This is a genomic window from Enterovibrio baiacu (assembly GCF_004120195.1).
Classification (GTDB): Bacteria; Pseudomonadota; Gammaproteobacteria; order Enterobacterales; family Vibrionaceae; genus Enterovibrio; species Enterovibrio baiacui.
The window spans coordinates 88156-103878 of sequence record NZ_SCHN01000009.1 but is presented as its reverse complement, the minus strand read 5'-3'; the positions used below and the strand labels follow the sequence as shown (position 1 = coordinate 103878).

The window sequence follows — 15723 nt, the reverse complement described above, 5'->3', positions numbered from 1 at the left end:
CGGCAAAGCAAGGATGATAAGTGAGAGGGAAATATCGCGCTGCCATGCCTTACCTCTGAACGACGGTAACGCCAACAGCGCCAAACTAGGAAGGTTGAAATGAAACGAGCCCTGTATATGCTGTCGGGCGGCTTATCCGGTTTTTTTATCGTGGTGATCATGTTGATCATCCTCGCCCAAATCATCGGCCGACTCTTTGGCTTTATTGTTCCCTCTGCGGAGGATTTCTCAGGCTACGCGCTTGCCGCCTCGACGTTCTTTGGCTTGGCGTACACCTTTCGCGAAGGTGGACACATTCGTGTAAACCTCGCTATTCAACGTTTGCCTGAATCATGGCAACGTCCGCTCGAGAGCGTGGTGCTAACACTCGCATTTTTGCTGCTCTGTTTTGCCAGTTACTACTGCACCTATATGGTCTGGGAATCCTACGATTTTGAGGAAGTGACGCACGGTTACATTCCTATTCCCCTTTGGATACCACAAGTCCCGCTTGCCGTCGGCATGATCGCCTTTAACCTTGCAGTGCTGGACAGCCTTATTGATAACCTTCGTGGCATTACTCCGCATTACCGCGTGCGTGAAGAAGAAGACGCGAACATTGACCTTTCAGAAGATCAGGAGCGCGCGTAATGGCTGACATGTCTCTTATTTCCATCATTCTTGCCGTCAGCTTGTTGCTGTTTCTTGCCGCCGGCATGTGGGTGTCCCTTTCGCTTATAGGTGTGGGTGTGATTGGTTTATACCTCACTGGCAACGAACAGATTGGGTTGTTATTTGCGTCATCCAGTTGGGGCGCCAGCACCAGTTGGTCTCTCACCGCACTCCCTATGTTTATTTGGATGGGTGAGCTGTTATTCAGAACACGCTTGTCGGAAGATTTGTTTAAAGGCCTTTCCCCTTGGCTAAGTGGCTTTCCCGGCAAACTCTTGCACGTCAATGTCTTAAGCTGTGGCATCTTTGCGGCGGTATCAGGCTCTTCGGCTGCCACCGCTGCCACCATTGGCCGTATGACCTTGCCTGAGCTCAAAGCGCAGGGTTACAGCGAACGCATGGCAATCGGCACACTGGCAGGTTCGGGTACCTTGGGGCTGTTAATTCCCCCGTCGATCATCTTGATTGTGTATGGCGTAGCAGCCGAAGTGTCGATCGGTCGCCTGTTTATCGCAGGCGCGTTGCCTGGCTTAATGCTGATGGGCTTGTTTGTGGGTTACACCACCCTTTGGGCTCTGCTCAACAAAAACGAACTGCCTGCGCACAACGCGGAAGAAACCTCATGGGCAACGCGCTTTGCCGCGCTTCGTAAACTGATCCCGATCGTCAGTTTGATCACCTTTGTCTTAGGTTCGATTTACGGCGGCTTAACCACGCCAACCGAAGCCGCAGCACTGGGTGTGTTTGGCGCCATGATCTTGGCGTGGCTAACGGGATCGTTAACCTTCCAAGGGTTTATTGACAGTTTGCTAGGTGCGGTGAAAAGCGCCTGCATGATTGGCTTTATCTTGGTCGGCGCACACTTCCTGACACTGGCAATGGGTTTCCTTGGTATTCCACGCGAGCTGGCAGAATGGATTGCATCCATGTCACTCACGCCGATGGAGCTGCTGCTGTACCTCACCATCTTGTTCGTGGTGCTGGGTTGCTTCCTTGACGGTATCTCCGTGGTCGTACTCACCGTTGCCGTGGTCATGCCCATGGTGCAGCAAGCGGGTATTGATCTGTTGTGGTTCGGGATATTCATTGTACTTGTGGTTGAGCTGTCACAGATCACGCCGCCAGTTGGCTTTAATCTGTTTGTTATTCAGGCACTCACGGGCAAAAACATACTCTATGTCGCACGGGCTGCCTTCCCGTTTTTTATGCTGATCCTTTTAGGGTTAGTGTTGATTACCGTCTTCCCTGACATCGTGACGTACCTACCAACCACCATGAGTCAGCGATAGCGGCAGCAACCAAATAACAGCGGAGCGTTATTGATGAAATTGAATTGCGATATGGGTGAAAGTTACGGCGCGTGGGTCATGGGAAATGACGCTGCCGTGATGCCATGCATTGATATGGCAAGCATTGCCTGCGGCTTTCACGCCTCAGACCCTGTCACCATGCAGCAAACCGTCGCGATGGCACGGGAACATGGCGTCTCGATTGGGGCGCACCCAGGCTACCCCGATCTGCTTGGATTCGGTCGAAGAAAATTTGATTGCACCAACGAAGAATTGCGCGCGTGGTTGGGCTATCAAATTGGGGCGCTTCAAGGCATTTGTCGCCAGCAACGCACCTATGTTGATTACGTGAAACCGCATGGTGCGCTCTATAACACCATGATGCGTGACATGGAGGTGCTACGTACCGTGATGCTTGCCGTGAAAGAGGCGGCACCCGGTTCTGCACTCGTCGTGATGGCAATACCAAACCGCTGCGCCATCGACGGCATGGCAGAAGACATTGGCATTGAGCTGCTGTACGAAGCATTTTCTGACCGCGCCTACGACGATGCCGGGTATCTGGTTGATCGCAAGGTGGAAGGGGCCGTTCACGGCAGCGCGGACGCCATCATTCGCCAAGTTCAGCAAATCGTGGAAAACGGCACCGTCACCACGCTCAGTGGCAAAACACTGGAAGTGAAGGCTGACACGCTCTGCATTCATGGCGATGGCCCTCATGCCACCGCCGTCGCCTCTGCCCTTCATCACTGGCGCAAGAAAGACAAGCTGTAACGGAGTACCCATGCTTAAGATTGAAGCAGTCAGCGAGCAATCCCTGATTGTGTATTTTGGCGACACCATTGATGAAGCGATTGCGGCCAACGTCAATCGCGCCATCTTTCAAGTAAGGCGTGAACTAGACGATGTCGTGACTGATATTGTGCCGTCCTACAACTCGATGCTGGTGTGTTTTGACTTAAACCAAACCGACCGCTTCGACATCATCAAACGCATTAAACACGCCCTCGCCAGCAATGCGGATGATTTAACTGACAACAGCGACAACGTGGTGATTGAAATTCCCGTGTATTACGGTGACGAAGTCGCGCTCGACATGGCCGACGTGTGTGAGAAAACAACGTTGGATGCAGAGACAGTGATCAAGCTGCACAGCGAACGCCAATACCGCGTCTATGCCATCGGCTTTAGTCCGGGTTTTGCTTACCTTGGCAGCTTGAACGATGCCATTGTGATGCCAAGAAAATCCACCCCGCGCCTCAAAGTGCCAACAGGCAGCGTGGGTTTGGCAGATAACCAAACCGCGATTTACCCGAGCAGTACACCTGGGGGCTGGCAGATCATTGGCCGCACCCCCATCAGCATGTTGGATTGGGAAAGTCGTAATCTTGCCAAAGTGAACGTAGGAAATCGCGTGAAGTTTTGCCCTATCGATAAACACGAGTTTCTTGCCCAAGGCGGCGTATTGAATGATTCGGAGGGCAAATGAGCTTTAACGTCATTAACCCCGGCATGCTGACCCTAATAGAAGACAGCGGTCGGCAAGGCTTTCAGCATCTTGGCATTACCACTGGCGGCCCAATGGACGAGCACGCCTTTTATTGGGCTAACCGGTTGCTGGGTAATTCCCCCGATGCAAGCCAACTGGAAATCACCTTTGGTCAATTGCAGCTTGTGGCTAATGCACCCACCAGCGTGGCGATCACAGGTGCCGATCTGGCAGCGCGTTTAAACGATAAACCCATTCAACCTTGGTGTACGTACGCACTGAAAAAAGGCGATACCCTAGCGTTCGGAGCGCCTGTAAACGGCCTTCGCGCTTACCTTGCCGTGCTGGGTGGCTTTCACGTTGAAGAGAAACTGGGAAGCGCTTCAACCGTCAAACGCGAACAGTTGGGCGGATTATCAGGCAATGGCGATCCCCTGAAAAAAGGGGATGTCCTGCACTTCGCACCACATGCTGATCCCATTGCTCTGCGCGCGCCAAAGTGGACCATTCCTGACTACAATGCGCCGTTGGAATTAGGTGTAATGCCCGCCTATCAACATGCATCGTTTTCTCATGATGAACAAATGACCTTTTTCACCAATAATTATGAGGTCAGCCAGAACATCGATCGCATGGGCTATCGACTCTCTGGTGCGCCGATTAAGAGCAGCTTAGACGGCATCATTTCAGAAGGCATAGCGTTCGGGGCAATTCAAATCCCTAACGATGGGCAACCTATCGTATTGATGAAAGATCGTCAAACCATTGGTGGGTATCCGAAAATCGGTTGTTTAAGCAGTCTAGGCGCAGGCCAGCTTTCACAGCGTCAGCCCGGACAAATCGTCACGTTCACCGCCATGGATGTGGCAGATGCCGAAATTGAACGCCGCTTGTTTAACCGTGTCATCTTTGGCTAACTGCGCCAAACGCATGAAACACGGTTAACCGCTCAACGTATCGAGGGGAGGATGCATCGATGCAGAAAAACGATATAGCCCCGTTTTTATCGACAATCAATCGCTACATCGCAGCGAAAGACAACAACAAACCACACCTGCTGTCGCAGGTGTTTACCCAACAAGCCACCCTCGTCATGCAAGTAAACACTGACAACATTGCCTTTCCCGCAGACGTGAACGGGAGAGCCGCGATTTCAGATGTGTTGGTCACCCAGTTCAACCAAACCTATGAGAACGTGTATACCTTTTGTCTGTCAGATTCCATCGAACGAAAGGGATCGTTATTGACCTGCAAATGGTTAGTGGCAATGACAGAGAAAGACGGCGGTAAGCTTAAAGTGGGCTGCGGGCAGTATGATTGGGCATTTCAATCTGATGATGGATCAACAGTGAAGAAACTGACCATTACTATCGAACACATGTCGGCCATTGATTTCCAAAATACAACGCACTTTCTCAATGGATTAAGTGAACTGCCCTACCCTTGGTGTTTCAGCAGTTCAGTGCGCATTGAGATGCCTGTTATTCCTGCATTGAACGCCATTCGCACATTCCTTGACCAAATTTAAAGTCCACGTAATAAAGCCTTCTGCATTAACACGTTTGATGCAGAATATTCGCTGGCGTCGCGCCGCACGAGTGCGCTACGCTTCGTCCATATGACTGTTTATTGATGATTTCACGCTATGAACCCAACCATTCGCACCGCATTGCCTTCTGACGCTCAGCATATTACTGACATCATTAACCCGATCATCGAAGGTGGGCAATCCACCATCCTAGATTCGACGTTTTCCGTGTCTGACCAAAGCTTCTTTATTCAGTATTTTCCAGTCAATGGCGTGTTCCTCGTGGCAGAAGATCACGCATCCCACGCTGTCGTGGGCTATCAAACCGTTGAGCCTTTTGCCAGCTTCACGCGCACGCTGGATCACGTCGGTATTGTTTCGACGTACGTCGAGGAAAGCAGCCGTCAAAAAGGCGTGGCATCGGCGCTGTTTGCAGCCACGTTGGAGATTGCAAAATCCCGCGGTTTTGAAAAGCTGATCGCCCAAGTCCGCGCTGATAATGACATCGCGTTGAACGCGTATTTGAAGCAAGGGTTTACCGTGGCAGGCACATTGACCAAGCATGCGAAAATCAACGGGCAATACGTCGATGAAGTCATGCTAGAAGCCTTCCTCTAATTCCCAACTTGTTTCACCCCCGACCAAAAAAAATTCCCTGCAGGCCAGATAAAATCTGGCCTGTTTCGTTCAAACCCTGACATACCCCCCAAAAGAATTGACGCAAATTTGTTGTTTCTTTCTCGTCTGGCGCTACACTCCGTCGCTTTTCGGCGATATGCCGATTTTTGAACGACTCACAGAGATACATAACAATGAAAATGAAAACGCTACTTTCCCTGATGTGCGTTTTAACGGGCATGCTGACACTATCAAACACCGCCCATGCTGAAGAGAGAATCACACTCGGTCGTACTATTCTGCTAGAAAACGCGAGCCACGGTGCTGATATCCCGTTGTTAGTGTGTCGTCGCGTTAACGCGATCAAACTAAAAGCGGACCGCGACGCCTACGTGCGCAAAGTGAAAGTGACCTTCAAAAACGACGAAACCAAAACCATCAATTTCTATCGCAACATCAAAGAAGATGCGACAACCGATTGGCGTAAGTTTGCCTACAAGCGCTGTGTGAAGAAGTTGGAAGTGTTTGGCGAATCGAAGAATTCATCGGCAGGTATTCGCGTTTACGGACGTCAGTAACCCTTAGCAGTAAACGAAAAGGAGCATGCACATGCTCCTTTCTGGTTGATTCCGAGGTTATCAATAAATTAATGAAGGTAAACTTGTACCAGCGTTTCCGGCTCTAGTTCTATGTAGTAATTGCCTTTCTTTTCACCGTCAAGGTATTCAACATACACAGAACCTTCGACGGGACATTGCTTATCTTCATAGCATTGCAGTAGCTCACCAAATTCATTCATACAGATCATAAATAGCACCTCAACTCACTCTCAATCCCTATCGAAAACGACTTAACCCTGTATTTTTTCTGTCTCTTCTTTTACTTGATGATATTCCGTATATAGACATCAGCATATAACAGGCCAAGGTTATAGAATCTTAAATAATTGTTTATTTTCAGTGAGTAAACTAGGTAGTGATACAGTACTCGGCACTAGCAGCGGCACCTGATTGCAAAACGATTTTCATATTGCAACGAGCGTGGTCGAAAAAACGGCCAACAAAACTGTGGGCCGTTTTATATACCCAAACAACCTGAAGATGCAGGATTCAGGTTGTTTGGGTATAAGAGGTATGCGAATTATTTCGCGAGCTCTGCCGCTGTATCAACAAAAATGCCTTGAATGTCTTTCGCTTCTCGCTCTGTTTGACCGCCATGCTTGATCAAGACGTTCCGGTGTGGGAAAGCAATATCCCGCATTTCGAAACGTTGTATGCCCGAACCTAAGTGCTCACGCGGCGTTCATTGCCTTACTCAAGCCGCGAGTGTAGAAAGCACAGTTGGTTTTCAAACCCTCATCCTCACCCCTATTCCGCAGGGGTGCTCATCACTTATTGCCGACATTCCCATCTTTGTGATTTCTCAGGAATTCAACGGCTTTACTGATTAACTGGCTTTTTTGATGTGGTACGGTGTTATCAACTTGTTGAGTCGAATGAGACAGGGAAATGAGGCTGATAAAAACATCTCGTCTGAGTTTTCAGGAAGGAAATTCAGACAAGGTCTATGACGTTGATTTAGTCGACACGTCGAACACAAATGAAAATGAGAGATACCTCGTTAACTTTCGCTATGGACGCCGAGGGGCGAACCTGCGTGAAGGCACAAAAACGCCTGTGCCTGTCTCTTTGGAGAAAGCCGAGAAGCTCTTTGCATCTGTCGTCGTATCCAAAACCAACAAGGGCTATGTGGATGCCGTCTCATCGCCATCTCAGCCTCCCAAAACGACGTCCACATCAGACAGTTCGACATCGTTGCTTGATCGCATTCGACATGAAAAGAACGCCGATGCCCGCGCGCGTCAAATTTGGCGACTGCCACCTGAGCGCAAACCAGAAGCGGCTGCACTGATTGTTACCCTTCTCGGACAGAAAGACGATCTGCACGAATACACCCTGCTCTGGTCATTGGGCCGCGTGGGAAATGAAGAGAATATTGGTAGCGTTACACCTTATTTAACGCACGCCAACAACACGCTGGCGAGTTTAGCGGTCGAAGTTGTTCTCGCTCTAACGCCTGAACAGGCACGTAAAAACGCGTTTGAATCGCTGCGCACGCATCAAGAAAACATCACAGCGGACACGCTCAAAAATGCCGTTGAACAATTCAACAATACTAACACTCGGCGCGCGACCAGTTATCCCATCGGTACATTGTTAAAAGCGGCTTACTTGCAAGCCCGCGTTGATGCCGACATGCACCATACGTTGCTTCAACTGTTGCCTAGCCTGCCTTTTGTGCCAGGTGCATTTCACGGCATCCGATACATGCTCAAGATGAGTGAATTTCGGATGGATGCTGCCGTGCTCGCAGCGCTGAATGTTCGCTTAGAGCAAAGCAAGCCACACTTTACGAGAGAGTGGAACGTGCTCTACAACGAGCACGGTCGCCTTAACGTGGAAGAAGAACTGGCTTCAAGCACCGCGCGGTTGGCGCATTCCCAGAAAACCCATCGCTATTTTATTGCGCGCTACGCCCGTGTACTTAAACGCCTTGGCATCAATAAAAATGCACATTTCATTGCATTGGCCGAGTCCACACTGTTGCAATATCGCGCGGAGCAGGCCAAACGCGCCCGAAGCACGCCACACTATCGATGGGATGAGAATTGGCGACGACAACTCATCGCCACGAATCATTATGACGAATACGCGCACTGTTCTTCGTTGAACACCTTGCTTCGCGCGAACAACCCAGCTTACTCAAAAAATCGACGAGGCATATGGCGATTCGATCCAGACACGTCCTTTGAGGGTCGCGGAGAAGCCTTCCCGGAGCTTTGGGATAACGCCCCCGACAGTTTGCTCCGCATTGCCAGCGGCACGGAATGTGAACCCATTTCAGATTTTGCGATTCGTGCACTGGAAGACAATACCGCGTTTTTAGAAACGCTTTCCCTTGATACTGTACTGACGCTATTTACCAAGCCTTTTAAGCGTTCACAGGACTTTGCCTCAGAGAGATTGAAACACCTCTTGGCGAATCAAGCTGTCACGAACGACATACTCGTTACCTTGTTCGACAGTGGGTTAGCTGCGCCTGCGAGCCTTGGCTTAACCTTGCTTGGGCAAAAGCGTGATTTCAATGAGGTCCTCGTCGCCCTGTCGCACGCACTTTGTATCGATCCAAGCACCCAGCTTGCCAGCCATACCAACGTGATCACTTGGCTCAACACCCCAGAACAAAAAACGAAATTCACGTTTGTAGACAAAACCCAGTTGCTGACAACGGTGCTTTCTGTGTTGAGCAAAAAGGATTTTGCGTCAAAAGATCACGCCATTCAGGTCTTCGATTGGCTGATGACGCAGTGTCACGATGTAGTCACGAAAACCTACCGTGATCTCTCCACGACAGACGCGTTGATTCTTTCAACATCTCCGCGTCTTTCGCTATTCGGGTGCAAGCTTTTGGATGCCATGCCGATCGCTTATCACCAAATATCGKATGCCGTGTTGGAGACAATCCGTTCATCGGATGATCACGATATTCACGCGTTCAACCTCGCACTGCTGAAAAAACTGGATAGCGATGAACTGGCAAGCAAGCTCGACTTTCTACTCGAGATGTTAACGAAAAGCAGTGACACCGATCAGCGCGCCATCTTGAGTGTGCTTGAGCAAACCATGCAAGGTGCGTCTTACAGAGCCAGTCACGCGAAAAACCAGAAGGCGATTTTCGAACACATCGTCGCTTTGCTACACGGGCACAAACTTGATGATGCATTGCAACACAAATTGTCCGATTTCCTTCGTGTGCATGGTGAAGACAGATTACGAGCAAACTCAGAGACACTTTGGCTCTTAGCAACCGCACGTTCTGAAGTGGTGCACACCCTTGCGTCCGAACAGTTCGACAAGCAGGTATCACACGACGCCTTCTCTGCCGATAAGTGGCTCGCGTTGCTGAACAGTCCAACACTGTCCTTGCGTGAGAAAGCCCGCACATATTTTGATGATACCCCCGAAGCGCTCATTGTTCAGATGGACAGCATTGTTCCGATCATGGAAAGCGAATGGCCAGATACACAAGAATTTGCCTTCACGTTCTGTCGCGAAACACTGTCACGAGATCGCTGGACACCCGACCAAATTGTCGCGATCTGTGACAGCGTCGTCGAACCCGTGCAGAGGTTTGGGCGCGAACTGGTGCAAACCCATTTCGACCAAGGCGATGCAGAGCAATATCTGTTGCAATTGAGCCAACACCCCGCTGCAAATGTGGAGCTGTTCGTCAGTCAGCTGTTACCCCAACACGCTGCGAACAATGAAGCGGCCATTCTCGCATTGCAGCCGTATTTCGTTTCCGTTCTGTCGCGAGCAAATACCGGCCGCCCTGCAAAAGACAACGTTATCCGCTTTCTCAAAGCACACGCGGATAGTTCTGATGTTATTCGAGAAATGCTGTGCCAAATGCTAACTCGCTTATCGCTCACCTCAGTCCAAAAAGACAAAGCGGAATACATCAAACTGATGTTGAGCCTGAAAAAATCGCACAGCGATCTCGCATTGCCCGTTTCACTCAAAAGCCTTCGAAACACGACGTTAAGCGAGGTTGGGAAATAAACATGGAAGTGACTTATCGATACGCCAATGCCTCACGCGTCGGTTCCAACAGCCAACGAACGGACATGTCGTTTTCACCGGATTTATCTCGGCCACCGACCTTTTTTGTTGGGGAGCTAAAAGACAAACGACGTTTTCGCGAAGCCATGTCCAGCTTGCATGATGTGGTCATTTCGGACATGCGCTTTACGCCCAAAAACCGCGAGGAATACCAACGTTGGTTAGCGGGTGAAGAAGAACGGTTACTGGCAGAATTCGTTAGCCAATCAGGGAAAGTGAAAGCAGAACTTGATGCAGTCAGTGCCGAACTCGCTGACATGAACCGCCAAGCAGGCGAGATGCTTGCGCCTTACTACAAGGCACAAAATACGTATTTTAATTACCTCTACAAACACGACATGGACGCTTGGTACGTGCTCGATCCGGTGATCACTATTCATCCCGATCAGGTCTTTTTTGAATGCTTTTCTGAAGATGAATCTAGCTACGGCAAATTGAGTTGCCAATACGATGTGTTCGCCAATGTGTCTGAGCAAGCTTATGGCACCACCAATATCGATTACTCCACCAAACTGTATAACGAGTTTCAAAAAATCCGCGATTACCGCACCACATTGCTAAAAATTGATCCTGACGGGTTCAATATCCAAACCTCTGGCGGCGCAGAGTACGACGAGAAAAAAATCGACTTACCTGAAAGCTGGGTGCGGGGTTTCCTGCAAGTCAGTTCGGCAATGACGCTGCCAATGACCACGTTGCGGCTTCAACCGATGGACATTCACAACCTGTGCCTGCAACTTAAACGCAAAAAAGAACGCGTCGGCCCTCGTTCCATGCGTTTTGAACTCATGCCAGGCCAACCCATTCAAGTGGTGATGGAACCTTGGGGCGATGTGATTCGCTTTGACCGTTCGATTTACCAAGGTGACACAGAACGTTCCATCCGTGTTTGGGGACGCAGACGGCTGCTTACTCTAGAGCGCTTATTGCCTGTGGCCGATCACTTTGATGTACACCTGATGGACGATGGACTCCCCTCGTTTTACGTTGCCAATATGGGCCCTCTGACCTTTACGCTCGGCTTATCCGGATGGAGTGCGAACGATTGGTCTCAAGCGGGAAACTTCGATTTGCTTGCGCCGCGTGAAACCGTGGATCAGCTCACCAGCCAGCGTGTTTATCAAGCCCTTGAGCAAACACATCAAGAAAGTGCGCAACGCCTTGCTACGCGCCTTCAACTTGATATCAGCACCGTGAAATCCGCTCTGGCGCAATATAGCCAACTGGGGTTGGTGTTGTATGACATGACCAATGACGTGTATCGACTTCGTGCTCTCTACAACGCACCGATTGATTTAGATGAAATCCGCTTTAGCAACGAGCGCGAAAAGAAAGCCGCAAATTTTGTAGCTGCAAAGCTCGTGTCTGTTGGCGAAGCCGTATCGAGCCAACAAGGTACAGCATTGAGTGGCTCCGTGATGGACAACGCCCACGAATACCACGTTGCATTGAGCATTGATAATGACCAACGGTTGGTGAAAGGCGAATGTCAGTGCCATTTCTGGCATCAAAACAAACTTCGTCAAGGCCCGTGTGAACACATGCTTGCTCTGAGACTGGCGGTTTCTGAGGAGCGCCTCTCATGAGTTTCATTACGAGATTTACATCACTCTTTTACTGCAACTCTCTTGAATCAGAACGGCCAGCCTTGCATGCTGACGATTCAGATTTTAGCGGTTTGAATACGATAGATTCAAACCGTGCCCCATTTGGTAGCGCGACGTTAGAACCTTGCATCGCGAATGGTGGATCACCATTCTGGTACAAAGACTACCCACGCGTCACTGAGGCAATCTTAACTGGGCCGTACTGTCACCTATATCGCTATTGCGGTATGACTTCGAAGAAGTCAATGAGCGATATAGGTAACGTACGGCATCGAGTTGATTCCCTCAGTACTAAGAACTCTTCGAAGGAAGTTGTCGCGCTACCAAACCCTCTCTCTGCGCTCCGCACTTTTCTGTTTTCTACCGATGTCTCCTTAGCCAAGGAGGGTATTTGCCATGTCTAATGAACACCAAAGCGATTCCCCCATTCAAGATCCCTCTCCTAAGCTCACGCGTCAGGAATTGTATGACCGCGTGAGACGCGTTGGAAAAGACGAATATATTTTGAACGAAATGATTCGCTTGGGTTTTTGGAAAAAGAACACCGACAAACCCAATCTGACTGATACATTCATGGAAAAGCGTGCCTCATTGCGAGCACGGCTTCGTGAACTGAGCGCTGAGAACGCACTGTATTCCGATCCTGAAAAAGCATTAAAAGCGCTGCATGATGAACGCAAGAAAGCAGCGCTAGAAAAGCGCGAACTGACGAAGCTGAAGAAAAATACAGCCCGTTACAAAAAAGCATTTTCTTGGTACATGAAGCAACAAGACACCTTCACTTATCTTGGTGAAAACGTCTCTGCAGGGCTCGATGACAAAACATCTGACGAAGAAAAGCTTATTTCACAAGAGATTCCTGTATTTGAAAATGCAGGCGCCGTGGCTGATGCCATGGGTGTCTCCACCAGCGAACTACGGTTTCTTTGCTATCAAAAAGACGTGTCAACCATCTCCCACTATCAGGATTTTGCTATCACCAAAAAGTCGGGCGGCGTTCGCACCATTTCAGCGCCGATGCCACGCATGAAACGCGCACAATATTGGTTGCTCGACAATGTATTGAACAAGTTGGCCGTTCACGATGCCGCACATGGTTTTGTGTCTAGCAGAAGCATTGTGTCGAATGCTGAACCACACACTAAGAAACGTGTCGTGATTAATTTAGACATGAAGGATTTTTTCCCTTCGGTCAGTTACAAGCGCGTAAAGGGCATGTTCAAGCAACTTGGGTACAGTGAAGAACTGGCCACAACCTTTGCCCTACTCACCACAAAGCCGGCAACAGAAGCGTTAGACATGGATGGGAAAACCTGGCATGTCGCAGTGGGGGAACGCACATTGCCGCAGGGTTCGCCTTGCAGCCCAGCGATAACGAACGTGCTATGCCGACGCCTTGATGCTCGCTTAAAAGGCATGGCGGAAAAGCTTGGATTTACGTATACCCGCTACGCCGATGATCTGACCTTTTCCAATGATGATGACAGCCAAGTACAAGCACTCCTTTGGCGCTGCAAACAAATCGTATCCAGCGAAGGGTTTGTCATTCACCCTGACAAAACACGCGTAATGCGTCGCCATCAGAAACAGGAAGTGACAGGCGTTGTCGTTAATGATGGGCTGTCTGTGGAAAGAAAAACGTTGAAGCGTTTTCGTGCCGTATTAAAACACGTAGAGCTTGATGGGCCTGAGAACAAGCACTGGGGCAGTGGTGAGCTCTTCCAAAGTATGGCGGGGTATGCAAACTTTGTTGCCATGGTGAACCCTGAGAAAGGTATTCCTCTGCAAAAAGCGGTTATTCACCTCAAGCGTCAGTATGACATTCCTACCCCTTCAGGAAAGATCAGTGCATTGAACAAGAAACTCTTTCGCATGAAAGCCGCGAAGGGAGAAACGCCAAGAGACACATGGTGGCAGCCCCCCATTAAGCCTGCACCTGAATTGGAGCTCACCCCCGCACAGTTGGAACACAAAAAGCGCGAAGCCATCGCGGAACAAAAACGTCACAGCGGCACACCTACAGATTCGAAAACAGAGACACAGAATAGCGACGCTACGGATTCAGAGAAGAAAAAGCGCGGTATCGGCTTTTGGATTTTCGCGATTGTCTTTTCTCCGATCATATTGATTGTCGCCATGGCGCGTGCCTCAACCACGGCGAAAATAGCATTCGCCGCATCACTCTTCTTTTGGGTGTATTACTTCTTTATGTGATTCCACGATTTGCTCTCACACATGCACCTCTTAAGCGCCAGCATACGTTCGAGGGGTGCAGTGATACCGTCTGGCATTATCACTCTGACAGTTCTCGCACGCCGTGGCATAATCTGCCCCCTACAACGATCAATAACAAAAGAAAGCAACGATGAAACTGATTGATAAACTGGCTTGGCTGACCATCAAAGACGGCAAACTTCTGGCGGTACGCTCTAAAGGGAAAACGCTGTTCTACCTGCCAGGTGGAAAGCGCGAACAAGGTGAAACGGACGAGCAAGCGCTGATCCGCGAAATCAAAGAAGAACTGTCTGTTGATTTGGTGCCGGAGAGCCTCAAATATGTTGAAACCTTCACTGGCCCTGCGGATGGAAAAGCAGAAGGTGTGTCCGTACAATTGACCTGCTACTTCGCCGATTACACTGGCGAACTAGAAGCCGATGCAGAAATCGAAGAACTGGCGTATCTCGGCAAAGACGACGAACCTGTCACCTCAAAAGCCGCATGGATTGCGATGGAACGGTTGATTGAACAAGGGCAAATCACCCAGTAATGCGATTCAACAAAAACGCGCCATCGTTGGCGCGTTTTTATTTTCGGGTTATGACAGTAACGCCAAGAATGCTTCTTCATCTGAATCTGTCACGCGGAACGTTGTCACCAACGTAACAGAGCCTTGTGGTGCAAGCGTCTTTACTTGCCCATGCCATTCCAATTCGCAATAGGAATAGGCAGACGAGTTATACACTTCAAATGCATTCCCATGCGCATAATCAGCCGCATCAAACAGCGTTTCAACAGAAGAAGTGAGTAACAATCCCTTTGTAGTCTCTTCAATAGGGCAATAGGCAAAGGCGACGGGTGAACTTGGCAGCGCCCCAACTTTAAACTCGTTGTCGTCATCGCAACGCACAACGCCGTACTTTCCAACGGTTTGCAAATTGTTCGCAGGTTCACCGAAATACGTTTCAGCATCTGACGCCCCTTGTTGCGCAAAGGCGATAACGGCATTGCGTTGCAACATCATCACAGACCAGCATCCAACCTTAGCCACATCTGTGCCTTCATTCGTGATCTGATGATGTATTTCAAACTGCCCTTCAACGTCTTCCGACAATGACACCGTTCGCGTGATCACCAAGCCGTCGCTGTTTTTTGCGCTGGTCATTTTCACGGAATGCGAACCTACCCATTCAAGGTGATATGCCGCTGAATCCAGCACTGGAACGGGCCCTTTATCTTGCCAATGTCGCTCTGGTGCTAGCCATGTTTTCTCACCGCCCCACAGCGGAAAAGGCACATGCTTGGCACGTGTCGGGAAAGTGTCTAACACGCCAGTCGCCGGATCTGCCTGTATGCCTTCCAAATCAGGATTGGTAAACAGCAGCGAGTGCCCCTTGTAAACCACATCCATCAGACGCCCGCCAATGCCGGGCACCAAAATCAATGATAAATCGCCACGTGTCAGCGTGGTCTCTTGCCAAGTATTTTCCACGGTCAAACCTTTGTATCCCCAAATACCAGTTGCGCTGGTTTAGTTGCTGAGTTTTATCTTTTTTTTGCGGCATGATCATACTCATTCATAAAATCAGAAGATGCCTGTTTTCCTAGAATCTGTGAAATTGTCGCGTTTTGTTGTTTTTCT

The 15723-nt window shown here is 49.6% G+C and carries 14 protein-coding genes and 1 pseudogene; 12 read left to right on the top strand and 3 right to left on the bottom strand.

Going from position 1 to position 15723, the window contains the following annotated elements; translation table 11 throughout:
• Positions 1-99: 99 nt before the first annotated feature.
• The 8 genes from EQP46_RS09945 to EQP46_RS09910 all read left to right on the top strand — a co-directional run bounded on the left by EQP46_RS09945 (position 100) and on the right by EQP46_RS09910 (position 6153).
• A complete protein-coding gene (locus tag EQP46_RS09945) occupies positions 100-630 on the top strand; it encodes a TRAP transporter small permease (RefSeq protein ID WP_129493497.1) in 531 nt (176 codons plus the stop codon).
• Positions 630-1940, top strand: a complete 1311-nt coding sequence (locus tag EQP46_RS09940; protein ID WP_129493496.1) for a TRAP transporter large permease — start codon at positions 630-632, stop codon at positions 1938-1940. The genes EQP46_RS09945 and EQP46_RS09940 overlap by 1 nt, the downstream gene beginning before the upstream one ends.
• Positions 1941-1973: 33 nt before the next feature.
• Entirely contained in the window at positions 1974-2714 is a 741-nt protein-coding gene (locus EQP46_RS09935; protein WP_129493495.1) for a 5-oxoprolinase subunit PxpA, read from the top strand.
• Between the two features lie 10 nt (positions 2715-2724).
• The gene (pxpB, locus tag EQP46_RS09930; protein WP_129493494.1) at positions 2725-3429 is read left to right on the top strand and encodes a 5-oxoprolinase subunit PxpB; all 705 of its coding nucleotides are present in this window, start codon (positions 2725-2727) and stop codon (positions 3427-3429) included.
• Complete coding sequence (locus EQP46_RS09925) at positions 3426-4346, top strand: 5-oxoprolinase subunit C family protein (RefSeq protein ID WP_129493493.1); 921 nt, start codon at positions 3426-3428, stop codon at positions 4344-4346. The genes pxpB and EQP46_RS09925 overlap by 4 nt, the downstream gene beginning before the upstream one ends.
• A 59-nt stretch (positions 4347-4405) precedes the next feature.
• On the top strand, positions 4406-4957 hold the full coding sequence (locus EQP46_RS09920) for a nuclear transport factor 2 family protein (protein ID WP_129493492.1): 552 nt from the start codon (positions 4406-4408) through the stop codon (positions 4955-4957).
• Positions 4958-5074: 117 nt separating this feature from the next.
• The gene (locus EQP46_RS09915; RefSeq protein ID WP_129493491.1) at positions 5075-5575 is read left to right on the top strand and encodes a GNAT family N-acetyltransferase; all 501 of its coding nucleotides are present in this window, start codon (positions 5075-5077) and stop codon (positions 5573-5575) included.
• 194 nt (positions 5576-5769) lie between these two features.
• Positions 5770-6153 (top strand): DUF2541 family protein, encoded by a 384-nt coding sequence (locus EQP46_RS09910; RefSeq protein WP_102315916.1) that lies wholly within the window; start codon positions 5770-5772, stop codon positions 6151-6153.
• Positions 6154-6221: 68 nt separating this feature from the next.
• On the opposite strand, the gene EQP46_RS24210 is transcribed toward EQP46_RS09910, so the two are convergent.
• Together EQP46_RS24210 and EQP46_RS09905 are read right to left on the bottom strand one after the other, a co-directional pair.
• Positions 6222-6383 carry a hypothetical protein gene (locus EQP46_RS24210; protein ID WP_167482758.1) on the bottom strand — a complete coding sequence of 54 codons (162 nt, stop codon included), beginning with the start codon at positions 6381-6383 and terminating at the stop codon, positions 6222-6224.
• A gap of 332 nt (positions 6384-6715) precedes the next feature.
• Positions 6716-6808, bottom strand: a pseudogene (locus tag EQP46_RS09905) (enoyl-CoA hydratase/isomerase family protein); the annotation flags it as partial.
• A 275-nt stretch (positions 6809-7083) separates the two neighbouring features.
• On the opposite strand from EQP46_RS09905, the gene EQP46_RS09900 reads away from it, so the two are divergent.
• From EQP46_RS09900 to EQP46_RS09885, 4 genes are all read left to right on the top strand, one after another.
• Positions 7084-10197, top strand: a complete 3114-nt coding sequence (locus EQP46_RS09900) for a WGR domain-containing protein (RefSeq protein WP_129493490.1) — start codon at positions 7084-7086, stop codon at positions 10195-10197.
• Positions 10198-10199: 2 nt separating this feature from the next.
• On the top strand, positions 10200-11843 hold the full coding sequence (locus EQP46_RS09895) for an SWIM zinc finger family protein (protein ID WP_129493489.1): 1644 nt from the start codon (positions 10200-10202) through the stop codon (positions 11841-11843).
• Between the two features lie 417 nt (positions 11844-12260).
• Positions 12261-14078: a reverse transcriptase family protein gene (locus tag EQP46_RS09890; RefSeq protein ID WP_129493488.1), complete on the top strand. Its 1818-nt coding sequence runs from the start codon at positions 12261-12263 to the stop codon at positions 14076-14078.
• Positions 14079-14229: 151 nt separating this feature from the next.
• Positions 14230-14631: an NUDIX hydrolase gene (locus tag EQP46_RS09885; protein WP_129493487.1), complete on the top strand. Its 402-nt coding sequence runs from the start codon at positions 14230-14232 to the stop codon at positions 14629-14631.
• Between the two features lie 48 nt (positions 14632-14679).
• Here the strand turns inward: EQP46_RS09885 and EQP46_RS09880 are convergent, their stop codons facing one another.
• On the bottom strand, positions 14680-15573 hold the full coding sequence (locus EQP46_RS09880; RefSeq protein WP_129493486.1) for a hypothetical protein: 894 nt from the start codon (positions 15571-15573) through the stop codon (positions 14680-14682).
• Positions 15574-15723 lie beyond the last annotated feature (150 nt).

What these genes read in the sequence shown, in the direction of transcription:
- EQP46_RS09895 (WP_129493489.1), top strand. Translation starts at nt 10,200, where the DNA reads ATGGAAGTGACTTATCGATACGCCAATGCCTCACGCGTCGGTTCCAAC.
- EQP46_RS09925 (WP_129493493.1), top strand. Translation starts at nt 3,426, where the DNA reads ATGAGCTTTAACGTCATTAACCCCGGCATGCTGACCCTAATAGAAGAC.
- EQP46_RS09915 (WP_129493491.1), top strand. Translation starts at nt 5,075, where the DNA reads ATGAACCCAACCATTCGCACCGCATTGCCTTCTGACGCTCAGCATATT.
- pxpB (WP_129493494.1), top strand. Translation starts at nt 2,725, where the DNA reads ATGCTTAAGATTGAAGCAGTCAGCGAGCAATCCCTGATTGTGTATTTT.
- EQP46_RS09885 (WP_129493487.1), top strand. Translation starts at nt 14,230, where the DNA reads ATGAAACTGATTGATAAACTGGCTTGGCTGACCATCAAAGACGGCAAA.
- EQP46_RS09945 (WP_129493497.1), top strand. Translation starts at nt 100, where the DNA reads ATGAAACGAGCCCTGTATATGCTGTCGGGCGGCTTATCCGGTTTTTTT.
- EQP46_RS09910 (WP_102315916.1), top strand. Translation starts at nt 5,770, where the DNA reads ATGAAAATGAAAACGCTACTTTCCCTGATGTGCGTTTTAACGGGCATG.
- EQP46_RS09920 (WP_129493492.1), top strand. Translation starts at nt 4,406, where the DNA reads ATGCAGAAAAACGATATAGCCCCGTTTTTATCGACAATCAATCGCTAC.
- EQP46_RS09940 (WP_129493496.1), top strand. Translation starts at nt 630, where the DNA reads ATGGCTGACATGTCTCTTATTTCCATCATTCTTGCCGTCAGCTTGTTG.
- EQP46_RS09890 (WP_129493488.1), top strand. Translation starts at nt 12,261, where the DNA reads ATGTCTAATGAACACCAAAGCGATTCCCCCATTCAAGATCCCTCTCCT.
- EQP46_RS09935 (WP_129493495.1), top strand. Translation starts at nt 1,974, where the DNA reads ATGAAATTGAATTGCGATATGGGTGAAAGTTACGGCGCGTGGGTCATG.
- EQP46_RS24210 (WP_167482758.1), bottom strand. Translation starts at nt 6,383, where the DNA reads ATGATCTGTATGAATGAATTTGGTGAGCTACTGCAATGCTATGAAGAT.